The 11,660-nt window shown below is 71.2% G+C and carries 11 protein-coding genes; 9 read left to right on the top strand and 2 right to left on the bottom strand.

All coding sequences use genetic code 11. The annotated features are described in order from the left end of the window. The 7 genes from infB to GCL84_RS19345 form a co-directional block, all read left to right on the top strand. Positions 1 to 2,002: translation initiation factor IF-2 (gene infB, locus GCL84_RS19375; protein ID WP_156756921.1), on the top strand; the 2,002-nt coding region annotated here is incomplete at its 5' end. A gap of 83 nt (positions 2,003 to 2,085) precedes the next feature. Continuing rightward, a complete protein-coding gene (locus GCL84_RS19370; RefSeq protein ID WP_156756920.1) occupies positions 2,086 to 2,379 on the top strand; it encodes a DUF503 domain-containing protein in 294 nt (97 codons plus the stop codon). 48 nt (positions 2,380 to 2,427) lie between these two features. Further along, positions 2,428 to 2,880 carry a 30S ribosome-binding factor RbfA gene (gene rbfA / locus GCL84_RS19365; RefSeq protein WP_156756919.1) on the top strand — a complete coding sequence of 151 codons (453 nt, stop codon included), beginning with the start codon at positions 2,428 to 2,430 and terminating at the stop codon, positions 2,878 to 2,880. A 268-nt stretch (positions 2,881 to 3,148) separates the two neighbouring features. Further along, entirely contained in the window at positions 3,149 to 4,543 is a 1,395-nt protein-coding gene (locus GCL84_RS19360; protein ID WP_156756918.1) for an ABC transporter substrate-binding protein, read from the top strand. Next, entirely contained in the window at positions 4,543 to 5,481 is a 939-nt protein-coding gene (locus GCL84_RS19355; protein ID WP_156756917.1) for a carbohydrate ABC transporter permease, read from the top strand. The genes GCL84_RS19360 and GCL84_RS19355 overlap by 1 nt, the downstream gene beginning before the upstream one ends. A 9-nt stretch (positions 5,482 to 5,490) precedes the next feature. Next, positions 5,491 to 6,399: a carbohydrate ABC transporter permease gene (locus GCL84_RS19350; RefSeq protein ID WP_156756916.1), complete on the top strand. Its 909-nt coding sequence runs from the start codon at positions 5,491 to 5,493 to the stop codon at positions 6,397 to 6,399. A 21-nt stretch (positions 6,400 to 6,420) separates the two neighbouring features. Next, positions 6,421 to 7,500 (top strand): ABC transporter ATP-binding protein, encoded by a 1,080-nt coding sequence (locus tag GCL84_RS19345; RefSeq protein ID WP_156756915.1) that lies wholly within the window; start codon positions 6,421 to 6,423, stop codon positions 7,498 to 7,500. Between the two features lie 29 nt (positions 7,501 to 7,529). Here GCL84_RS19345 and GCL84_RS19340 read toward each other — a convergent pair whose 3' ends face one another. Together GCL84_RS19340 and GCL84_RS19335 are read right to left on the bottom strand one after the other, a co-directional pair. Beyond that, positions 7,530 to 8,216: a sigma-70 family RNA polymerase sigma factor gene (locus GCL84_RS19340; protein ID WP_156756914.1), complete on the bottom strand. Its 687-nt coding sequence runs from the start codon at positions 8,214 to 8,216 to the stop codon at positions 7,530 to 7,532. 99 nt (positions 8,217 to 8,315) lie between these two features. Further along, positions 8,316 to 8,819 carry a CGNR zinc finger domain-containing protein gene (locus GCL84_RS19335; RefSeq protein ID WP_156756913.1) on the bottom strand — a complete coding sequence of 168 codons (504 nt, stop codon included), beginning with the start codon at positions 8,817 to 8,819 and terminating at the stop codon, positions 8,316 to 8,318. 61 nt (positions 8,820 to 8,880) lie between these two features. Between GCL84_RS19335 and GCL84_RS19330 the strand changes: the two genes are divergently transcribed. Next, entirely contained in the window at positions 8,881 to 10,182 is a 1,302-nt protein-coding gene (locus GCL84_RS19330; RefSeq protein WP_156756912.1) for an MATE family efflux transporter, read from the top strand. Positions 10,183 to 10,270: 88 nt separating this feature from the next. Next, positions 10,271 to 11,629 (top strand): MFS transporter, encoded by a 1,359-nt coding sequence (locus tag GCL84_RS19325; protein ID WP_156756911.1) that lies wholly within the window; start codon positions 10,271 to 10,273, stop codon positions 11,627 to 11,629. Positions 11,630 to 11,660: the final 31 nt, after the last annotated feature.

Here is an 11,660-nt window from a genome sequence, read left to right as displayed (position 1 = left end):
CGGTGGCGGCGCCCCGGCGGGTGGCGGCGGTTTCCGCGGCGGCGGTGGTCGTCCCGGTGGCGGCGGCGGTCGCGGCGGCGCGGCAGGCGCGTTCGGCCGCCCCGGCGGTCCCTCCCGGCGTGGTCGCAAGTCGAAGCGGCAGAAGCGCCAGGAGTACATGGACAACATGCAGGCGCCCAGCGTCGGCGGCGTCCGCCTGCCCAAGGGCAGTGGCGAGACGATCCGCCTGGCGCGCGGCTCCTCGCTGACCGACTTCGCGGAGAAGATCAACGCCAACCCGGCCTCGCTGGTGCAGGTGCTGTTCCACCTCGGCGAGATGGTCACCGCGACGCAGTCGGTGTCCGACGACGTCCTGGAGCTGCTCGGCTCCGAGATGAACTACTCGATCCAGGTCGTCACGCCCGAGGAGGAGGACCGGGAGCTGCTCGACAGCTTCAAGATCTCCTACGGCGAGGACGCCGGTGGCGAGGAAGACCTGGAGGCGCGCCCGCCGGTCGTGACCGTCATGGGTCACGTCGACCACGGCAAGACCCGCCTGCTCGACACGATCCGCAAGACGACCGTGCACGAGGGCGAGGCGGGTGGCATCACCCAGCACATCGGCGCCTACCAGGTGGCGACGTCGCTGGAGGGCAAGGAACGCCTGATCACCTTCATCGACACCCCGGGTCACGAGGCGTTCACGGCCATGCGTGCCCGTGGCGCCCAGGCGACGGACATCGCGGTGATCGTGGTCGCGGCCGACGACGGCGTCATGCCGCAGACGGTCGAGGCGATCAACCACGCCCAGGCGGCGAACGTGCCGGTCGTGGTGGCGGTCAACAAGATCGACAAGGAGGGCGCCAACCCTCAGAAGATCCGCCAGCAGCTCACCGAGTACAACCTCGTGGCCGAGGAGTACGGCGGCGAGACGATGTTCGTCGACATCTCGGCGAAGCAGGGCACCAACATCGACGCGCTGCTCGAGGCGATCCTGCTGACGGCGGACGCGGCGCTGGACCTGCGGGCCAACCCCGAGATGGAGGCCCAGGGCGTGGCGATCGAGGCGCACCTCGACCGCGGCCGCGGCCCGGTGGCCACCGTCCTGGTGCAGCGCGGCACGCTGCGCGTCGGCGACAGCATCGTCGCGGGCGACGCCTACGGCCGCGTGCGCCGGATGGTCGACGAGTTCAACGAGGACGTCGTCGAGGCCTACCCGTCGCGCCCGGTGCAGGTCATCGGCTTCACGTCGGTGCCCGGCGCGGGCGACACCTTCCTCGTGGTGGAGGAGGACCGGACCGCGCGGCAGATCGCCGAGCGCCGGGCCGCCAGGAACCGGGCCGCGCAGAACGCGCAGAAGCGCAAGCGCATCAGCCTGGAGGACCTCGACGCCGCGCTGAAGGAGACCAGCCAGCTCAACCTGATCATCAAGGGCGACAACTCGGGTACCGTCGAGGCACTCGAGGACGCGCTCACGAAGATCGACGTGGGCGACGAGGTCGAGCTGCGGGTCATCCACCGCGGCGTCGGCGGCATCACCGAGGGCGACATCAACCTCGCCATCGCCGACAACGTCATCGTCATCGGCTTCAACGTCCGCGCCGAGGGCAAGGCCACCGAGCTCGCCAACCGCGAGGGCATCGACGTCCGCTACTACTCGGTGATCTACCAGGCGATCGACGAGATCGAGCAGGCCCTCAAGGGCATGCTCAAGCCGATCTACGAAGAGGTCGAGCTTGGCCGCGCGGAGGTCCGCGACGTGTTCAAGTCGTCCAAGGTCGGCACGATCGCCGGTTGCATGGTCCTCTCCGGGGAGATCAGGCGGAACACCAAGGCCCGCCTCATCCGCGACAGCGTCGTGGTCCAGGAGGGTCTGCCGATCAGCTCGCTGCGCCGGTTCAAGGACGACGCGACCGAGGTCCGCGAGGGCTTCGAGTGCGGTCTGACCCTCGGGTCGTACAACGACCTGCGGGTGGACGACATCATCGAGACCTACGAGATGCGCGAGAAGCCGCGCGCGTGAGTCTCAGCCCTCGGGGCGCCCCGGCCGGGGCGCCCCGAGGGTGTTCTCCCCCTTCCGCACAAGCACATCCACGGTGATGCCCGGTGTTCGTAGGCTCGCTCGAGCTCGACCTGCTGCTCGGTGACGTCCACTCGCTCAAGCAGAAGCGGTCCGCCGTGCGGCCGGTCGTCGCCGAGCTGCGCAAGCGGTTCGACGTGGCCGTGTCCGAGGCCGGCCACCTGGAGCTGCACCGCAGGGCCCTGATCGGGGTCGCCACCGTCGCCGCGGACGCCGCGCACGTCCGCGACGTGCTCGACAACTGCGAGCGGTTCATGGTGGGCCGAACCGACATGGAGCTGCTCTCCGCCCGCCGCAGGCTCTTCGGCGACGACGATTAGCAAGCACCCGGGCCCGCCGTGGTCCGAGCACGAGAAAGAAGGAGCGCCGTGGCCGACGCACCCCGCGCCCGCAAGCTGGCGAAGCGCATCTCGCAGATCGTGGCCTCCGCGCTGGAGCACGAGGTCAAGGACCCCAGGCTGACCGGTGTCACCGTCACCGACACCCGGGTCACCGGCGACCTGCACGAGGCGACGATCTACTACACCGTCTTCGGCGACAAGATCGATGTCGAGCCCGACCACCAGGGGGTCGCCGCCGCGCTGGAGAAGGCCAAGGGGCGGCTGCGCACCCTGGTCGGCCAGGGCACCGGCGTCCGGTTCACCCCGACCCTGGAGTTCGTCGCCGACAAGGTGCCCGAAGTGGCGCGCGGCATCGACGAGCTGCTGGCCAAGGCCAGGGCCGCCGACGCCGAGGTGGCCGCCAGGGCCGTCGACGCCAAGCCCGCGGGCGAGGCCGACCCGTACAAGCAGCCCCGCGTCGAGGACGAGGACGAGGACTGATCCCCCAGGGGGCGGCGCCTACGACAGGGGCCTCCCCACGCACGTTGTCGCCATGCGCCCGGAGGGCGTGCCCCGCACCCGGGCACGCGCTCCGGGCGCAGGTCGTCGTGGCGGGTTCGGCCGCACCCTCGCGCCCGCTTCCGGTCAGGTGGTATAAACCAATCTGGTGGTGCGGCTGTCCGTGTGAAGGACCGCCGTGAATTGTTGACAGATGTTTGGTGCCTGACCAAACTGCGCAACATCACGCAACCGAGACCAGGTGGTGGTCATGCGATCGACCAGGCTGACAGCACTCGCTGCGGTGTCCGCGCTCCTGCTCGCCGCGTGTGGCGGGGGCGCCTCCGGCGGCGGCGAGGACGCGTTGGCCCTGCCGGGCAAGGACGAGTACCTCGCCGCGCCCTGTCCCGAGGTCGGGACCAAACCCACCACCGGCGGCGAGTTCACCTACTGGTCCATGTGGACCAAGGACGAGCCGCAGGGCCAGGTCCTCACCAAGGCCATGAACTGCTTCACCGAGAAGACCGGTGTCAAGGTCGACGTGCAGTGGCTCGGTCGCAAGCTGCTGACCCAGAACCTGGCCCCCGCGCTCAACACCGACGACGTGCCCGACCTGTTCGACCAGGACGTCTCGCAGGTGAAGGCGGCCATCGTCGCCCCGGGCGGCACGCAGACCGTCGAGGACGTCCTCGACTACAAGATAGGCGAGGGCGACAAGACCGTCCGCGACGTGCTCCCCCGGAGCGTCTGGGACTTCCCGGCCAACAAGGACGCCGACGGCAAGATCTTCGAGATCCCGTACGAGCGCATCGGCAACGCGTGGTGGTTCAACAAGGACCTCATCACCGACTTCACCGCCCCCCAGTCGATCGACGAACTGTTCGGCCTGTTCGACAAGGCCAAGGAGAACGGCATGGCCGCCGTCAGCCAGGACGGCGACATCGACTTCTACAACGCCTACTTCTACACCCAGATCGCCGAGCGCTACGTCGGCGCGGGCGGGCTGGAGAAGGCGGCGCTGGACAAGACCGGGCAGGCGTGGGTGGCCGACCCGAACCTGGCCAAGGCCGCCGAGCCGGTGGAGCGGCTGGCCAAGGGCGGCTACCTCATCGACGGCTGGGACGCGGCGAAGTTCCCGCAGGTGCAGCAGCGCTGGGCCGACGGCGAGGCGGCGTACGTCTTCCTCGGCGGCTGGGCGCCCAGCGAGACCCGCGAGTACCTGGCCAAGCAGGGCGGGGACAAGGGGATCACCTACGCCACCTTCCAGTTCCCGCAGCCCGAGGGCGCCACGCACCGGGTGGTCGAGCAATTGCCGCTGGGCTTCGCGGTGACCAAGAAGGCCAAGAACCCCGAGGCGGCCAAGGCGTTCATCGCCTACATGATGAACAAGGACATCCTGTCCGGCATCGCCACCGTCGCCGACAACCTGACCTCGCGCCCGGACCTGCCGACCCCGGAGTCGATGACCGACATCAAGGCGGCGCTGGACTCCGACGCGGAGAAGACCATCTTCATGGACGGCCTCGACGCGCTCTCGGGCGGCAAGTGGGTCGAGTCGGTGTTCTACCCGCTCAACAACGACCTGCTCAAGGGCAAGCTGACCGCGCAGGAGTTCGTCCGGCAGTTGGCGGCCAAGCAGGCCGAGTTCTGGAAGACGAACGGCTGATGAGCACGGCGACGGCGCCCGGGCGGCCTCCCGCCCCGGGCGCCCACCTGGCGCGCAAGAAGCGGCTGTTCTTCCCGTTCTTCCTGCCCGCGGTCGCGCTGTACGTGCTGTTCCTGCTGGTGCCCACGGTCGCGACCGTGGTGCTGGGCTTCACGGACTGGTCGGGCGCGGGCGACACCCCCGAGTTCACCGGCCTGGCCAACTACAGCGAGCTGATCGCCTCCGACGCCTTCCGGTACTCGTTCCTCAACACCCTGCTCTACATCGTGGTCGGCGGGGTGGGGACGTTCCTGCTGGCGTTCCTGTTCACGATGGTGCTGCGCGAGATGCGCGGCGGCAAGGTCGTGCGCGCGATCCTGTTCTTCCCCAACATCGTCGCGCCGATCGCGCTGGGCATGTTCTTCGGCATCATCCTGGTGTACCGCCCCAACCGGCAGGGGCTGGCGAACTACCTGCTGGAGTCCGTGGGGATCGACGCGGTGAAGTTCCTGGCCCCGGAGAACATCACCTGGGTGGTCACCGGCTGCCTGATCTGGGCCAGCTCCGGCTTCTACATCACCATCCTGATGGCCGCGGTCGACCGCATCCCGCCCTACCTCTACGAGGACTCCGACATCGCGGGCGCCACCCCGTGGCAGAAGTTCCGGCACGTCACGCTCCCGCTGACCTGGGACGTGGTCGGCGTGGCCGGGGTGCTGTGGACGATCAGCGCGGTGAAGATCTTCGAGTTGGTGTTCGTGCTGGCCGGGCCGGGCACGTACTCGCCGCCGATCCGCTCCTGGACGCTGGGCGTGTTCGTGTTCGACCGCTCCTTCGGCGACCAGGGCGCGCCCGCGTACGGCACGGCCTGCGCGGCGGCGGTCGTGATGATCCTGCTGGTGTCCGTCCTGGTCGTGGCGCTGCGCAGGCTGATGCGCCGCGACGTGATCCAGTACTGAGGGGCGACGATGACCACGACGGCTCCCGCGGGGAAGCGGACCCCGCCGCGCAAGCCCAAGCCCGCGCCCACCGCGCGCGGCCTGAGCCCGCTGCGCGCGCTGGGCATGGCGGTGGTGTGGCTGTTCACCGCGCTCAACGTCCTCGTCCTGTACTGGCTGGTGGCCGCGGCGTTCAAGACGCCGATCGAGATCTTCACCAAGCCCTTCGCCCTGCCGCGGACGTGGTTCGAGCGCGGGCAGCCGTTCCGGAACCTGCTCTACGCCTGGGACAACGCCGGTTTCGGCCGGGCGTTCCTGATCACCGTCGTGCTGGTGGCGGTGGCCTCGGTGGTGATCGTGCTGCTGGCCGCGCCCGCCGCCTACGCGCTGACCCGGCTGGGCGTGCGCGGGTCGGGCGGGCTGACGAACCTGTTCGCCATCGGCATGGGCATCCCGTTCCAGACCGTGGTGATCCCGCTGTTCATCGGCATGGCGGAGTTCGACCTCACCAACGACCTGTTCGGACTGTTCCTCATCTACGTCGCGCTGTCGTTGCCGTTCACCGTGTTCCTGCTGACCGGCTTCTTCCGCTCGCTGCCCGACGAGCTGGAGGAGGCGGCGGCCATCGACGGGGCGTCGCCGTCGCGCACCTTCTTCACCATCATGCTGCCGCTGGCCCGCGGCGGGCTGATCACGGCGCTGATCCTCAACGCGATCGGGCTGTGGAACGAGACGCTGCTCTCGATCGTGTTCCTCAACGAGAACGCCAACTTCACCCTCGCCAGGGCGCTGTTCGCGTTCAACAGCGCGGCCAGCTACCAGTCGGAGTACGGCGGCCTCGTCGCGGGCGTGGCCATCGTCGTCCTGCCCATGCTCGTGCTCTACCTCCTCCTGGCCCGGCGGATCATCACCGGTCTCACGCTCGGCGCGGGCAAATAAGCGCGGAAAGGGCTCACAGCAATGGCATCGGTCACCTTCACCGGCACCACGCGCTTCTACGCGGGCAACCCGGTCCCCGCCGTCGACGGCCTCGACCTCGAGGTCGCCGACGGCGAGTTCCTCGTCCTGGTCGGCCCGTCCGGCTGCGGCAAGTCGACCACCCTGCGGATGCTCGCGGGCCTCGAGGGCGTCGACGACGGCACGATCCACATCGGCGACCGGGACGTGACCGACCTGCCGCCGAAGGAGCGCGACATCGCCATGGTGTTCCAGAACTACGCGCTGTACCCGCACATGACCGTCGCGGAGAACATCGGCTTCCACCTCAAGATCGCCAAGGTGGCCAAGACCGACCGCGAGGCCAAGGTCCGCGACGCCGCCGAACTGCTGGGCCTGACCGACTACCTCGACCGCAAGCCCGCCAAGCTCTCCGGCGGCCAGCGCCAGCGGGTGGCCATGGGCCGCGCGATCGTCCGCTCCCCGCAGGTGTTCTGCATGGACGAACCACTGTCCAATTTGGATGCCAAGCTGCGCGTGCAGACCCGCACCCAGATCGCCTCCCTGCAGCGCCGCCTGGGCGTCACCACCATCTACGTCACCCACGACCAGGTCGAGGCGATGACCATGGGCGACCGCGTGGCCGTGCTCAAGGACGGCGTGCTGCAGCAGTGCGACACCCCGATCGGCCTGTTCAGCAAGCCCGCGAACCTCTTCGTCGCCGGGTTCATCGGCTCGCCCGCGATGAACCTGGTGCCCGCGCGGGCATCCGGTGAGTCGGCCGCGGTGGGCGGGGTGACGGTGCCGCTGACCCCGGCCCAGCGCGCCGGGCTCACCGGGGATGACCTCGTGCTGGGCGTGCGCCCGGAGGCCTGGCGGGTCTCCGGGGCGGGGCCGGGGTTGTCGGCCGTGGTGGAGGTCGTGGAGGAACTCGGCAGCGACCAGTACCTGTACTGCGTGGTCGACGGGGTCGTGTCCGAGCCGATCGCGGTCCGCACGCCGGGGATGTCGCCGTGGCAGCGCGGCGAGAAGGTGGTCCTGGCCCCGGTCGCCGAGTCGCTGCACGTGTTCGACAAGGGCACGGGGGAACGCCTCCCGGATTAGGGCGTGGCCTCGAAGCCGTGCGCGCCAGATCACGATTCTCGAAGAGATCCCGAAACACGGTCCTGGGCGTGGTCCTGCGCGGTCTCGGCCAGCCACGTGCGCAGGCGTTGCAGCGCGCGGTGCTGGGTCACCCGGACCGCCTCGGGGGTGGCGCCGATGATGGCGCCGGTCTCGCGGGAGGTGAGGCCGGCGAGCACCCGCAGCACCACCACCCGGCGCTGGAGCTCCGACAGCCTGTTCACCAGTTCGCCGAGTTCGCGCAGGGTCTCGCCCGCGCACGCCGACTCCGCGGGCCCCGGTTCCTCCGACGCGCCCGCAGGCAGGTCGTCGGTGGGGTTGCTCTGGTCCCGGCCCAGGTGGCGGAAGTGGTCGGCGACCTTGTTGGACGCGATGCGGTAGACCATCGGGAGGAACCGCTCCGGTGGCCCCTGGTAGCCGGGCAGCAGGGCGTGCACGGCGGCCAGCACCTCCTGGGTGATGTCCTCCCCGTCGACGAAGCGTCGGACCGACGTGGCCATCTTGCGGTCGCAGTAGCGGCGCACCACCGGGTGCAGGCGGATGAACAACAGGTCCCGGGCCGTGTGCGGGTCGACCATCGCGGCCGCCACGAGGGAGCCGATGGCGACCTGGCCGTCGGTCGCGGGCGAGCGGGGGCGCGTGCGGGTGAGGAGTGCGCCACCGGGGTGGCCGGGCGGGCCGTTGCTCGATAACTCCACGCTGCACCCCGGCTGGGTAGGCGGTCGAATCGCAGGGTGCCGGGGTCTGGGGCGTGGCCAGCCTACGCACTCTCGCGAGCGGGCGCGTGTCGAGCGGGTTCAGCGCGCGCGGGACCGGTGGGCGGCGACGTGGACCCGGTTGGCGCAGCGGGGGGAGCAGAAGCGCTTGGCGCGGTTGGTGGAGGAGTCGACGAAGTAGTTGGGGCAGGCGGCGCAGCGGCCCCAGCGGGCGGTGCCGAGGTCGACCACCGCCTGGGCCAGGCCCCACGCGGCGGCGGCGGCGACCTCGCGGGCCGGGGGCGCCTCGGCCGAGGCGACGTGGATGTGCCAGGAGCCGGAGTGCCCGGACAGGCGGGGCTGGGGCGGGTGGGCGGACAGCAGGGCGTTCACCCGGCTGAGCACGCCGTCGCCGTCGCCGTCGACGGCCGCGCCCAGGGCCGCGCGCAGGGCGTCGCGGACCGCGCGGAGGCCTGCCAGGTCGTCGTCAGTGCAGCGGTCGGCCCACCACGGCTCGTCGTGCAGGGCGGCGCGCAGGTCGTCGACGGTGGCCAGGTCCGCGTTGGCCAGGCGCAGGGCGACGTCGAGGTAAGTGGCGTTGTCCATAGACGGTCCTTACCGTAGCGTCAGGGGCGAATAAGGATTTCATACCTTACGGGAGTGGGCGATGGCGGAGCGGTCGACTTGGCGGCAGGTGGTGGACCTGGCCGTCCCCGCGCTGCCGGTGCTGGCGGCCGAGCCGCTGTACCTGCTCGTCGACACCGCCGTGGTCGGCCACCTCGGCGGGCTGCCGCTGGCGGCGCTGGGCGTGGGGGCCATCGTCCTGGCCCAGGTGTCGACCCAGTTGACCTTCCTGTCCTACGGGACCACCGCGCGCGCCGCGCGGCTGCACGGCGCCGGGCGTCGCGCCGAGGCGGTGGCCGAGGGCGTCCAGGCGACCTGGCTGGCGCTGGGCCTGGGCGTGCTGCTGCTCGGCCTCGGCCAACTCCTCGCCGGGCCGGTCGTGCGCGGCCTGGCCGGGCCGGGGGAGTTGGCCGACGCCGCGGTCGGCTGGGTGCGGATCGCGCTGCTGGGCGTGCCGATGATCCTGGTGTCCCTGGCGGGCAACGGGTGGATGCGCGGCGTGCAGGACACCAGGACGCCGCTGCGCCTGGTGCTGGCGGGCAACGCGTTGTCGGCCGTGCTGTGCCCGGTACTGGTGCACGTCGTCGGCTGGGGCCTGCCCGGGTCGGCCATCGCCAACGTCATCGGGCAGGCGGTCGTCGGGGCGCTGTTCCTCGGCGCGCTGCGCCGCGAGCGGGTGCCGCTGCGGCCGCGGCCGGTGGTGGTGTGGGCGCAGCTCGTGCTGGCCCGCGACCTCGTCCTGCGCAGCCTGGCGTTCCAGGCGTGCTTCGTCTCCGCCGCCGCCGTGGCCGCGCGGACCTCGGTGGGCGCGGCGGGCGCGCACCAGGTCGTGTTGCAGCTCTGGACGTTCCTGGCGCTGGTCCTCGACTCCATCGCGATCGCCGCGCAGGCGCTCGTCGGGGCCGCGCTCGGCTCCGGGGACGCCGGGCGCGCCAAGGTGTTGGGGCGCAAGCTCACCGGCTACGGCCTGGTGTTCGGGATCGGGACCGGCGTGCTGTTCGCCGCGGTGTCCGGGGTGCTTCCGGGCGCGTTCACCCAGGACGCCGCCGTGCTCGGCGAGATCCCGCACGCCTGGTGGTTCTTCGTCGCGCTGCAACCGATCGCGGGTGTCGTGTTCGCCCTGGACGGCGTGCTGCTCGGCGCGGGCGACGCGGCCTTCCTGCGCACGGCGAGCATCTTCGCGGCGGTGGCGGGCTTCCTGCCGCTGGTGTGGGTGTCGTTCGCGCTCGACTGGGGTCTGGCCGGGATCTGGACGGGGTTGTCGGCGTTCATGGTCATCCGGCTCGCGACCATCCTGCTGCGCACCAACTCGGGGAAGTGGGCGGTGGTCGGGGCGGTCCGGTGAGGACCTGTGACCGACTGCACCATTAGCAACGCTAATAGTTGACCTCGCACCGTCGATACCCGAGGGGGACGCGACAGGAGGGACGCTGATGTCGTCGGTGGTCACGCCCAGGGCGGACCGGGCCGCGCTGCTCGTCTGGGGCACCGCCGTCGCGGTGTACCTCGTCGCCGTCTTCCACCGCGCCTCGCTCGGCGTCGCCGGGCTCGAGGCGGCCGAGCGGTTCGGCATCGGCTCCGCCGCGCTGGGCACGTTCACGGTCCTGCAGATCGGCGTCTACGCCGCGATGCAGGTGCCCACCGGCGTGCTCGTCGACCGCTTCGGCCCGCGCCGCGTGCTCACCGCCGCCGCGCTGTTCATGGGCACCGGGCAGGTCCTGTTCGCCGTCGCCGGGAGCTTCCCCGTCGCCCTCGCCGCCCGCGCCCTGCTCGGCCTCGGCGACGCGATGACCTTCGTCAGCGTCCTGCGGATCTGCGCCGCGCACTTCCCCCGCCGCAGCTACACCCGCTTCGCCGCGCTCAGCGCCGCCACCGGCATGTTCGGCAACCTGGTCGCCACCGTCCCGCTGACCCTGCTGCTGTCCACCGCGGGCTGGACGGCCACCTTCGCCGCCACCGGGGCGGTCACCTTCGCCTACGCCCTGGTCGTCGCCCTGCGCGTGCGCGACACCCCCGACGGCGACGCCAGTCGACCTGTTGTCGTCGCCCCGCGCGACGTGCTCTCGCACGTGCGCGCCGTGTGGAAGGTGCCGGGCAACCGGCTGGGGTTCTGGGTGCACTTCACCACGATGTTCGCGCCCGCCTCGCTCGGCCTGCTCTGGGGCTTCCCGTACCTGGTGCAGGCGCAGGGGATGACCGCCCCGCAGGCCGGGGCGACGCTGAGCCTGCTCGTCCTGGTCGGGATGGTGTTCGGGCCGGTGATCGGCGAGACCACCGGCCGCCGCCCGGTCCTGCGGCTGCCGGTCGTGTGGTCCTACATGGCGCTGTCGTTCGTCCTGTGGGCCGTCCTGCTGGGCTGGCCGGGGGGAGTGCCGCCCAAGCCGGTCGTCGTGGTCGCCGTCGGGCTGATGTCCATCGGCGGCCCCATCTCCAGCGTCTCCTTCGCCCTGGCCCGCGACTACAACCCGCTGAGCCGGGTCGGCACGGCCACCGGCGTGGTCAACGTCGGCGGCTTCTGCGCCATCACCATCACCTCGTTCGCGGTGGGCGTGCTGCTCGGTGGCGACACCGCCGCCGCGGGCCCGCGGGACTTCCGGACCGCCTTCCTGGCCATCGCCGTGCTCCTGGTGCTGGGCTCCTGGCGGATGTTCGTGTGGTGGCGCCGGGCCCGCGCCGCGGTGTTCGCGGCCACCGAGCGCGGCGAGGCGGTGCCCGTCCGCATCCGCCGCCGGGCCTGGGACATCCCCGCGCTGCCCGCCGGTGAGGCGCAACCGGAACCCGCCCGTCCGTGAGCGCCGCCCACCACCCCTAAGATTGCCGCCC

Source organism: Actinokineospora pegani (assembly GCF_009745975.1).
Lineage (GTDB): Bacteria > Actinomycetota > Actinomycetes > Mycobacteriales > Pseudonocardiaceae > Actinokineospora > Actinokineospora pegani.
This window is presented reverse-complemented; position numbering and strand designations above follow the sequence as displayed.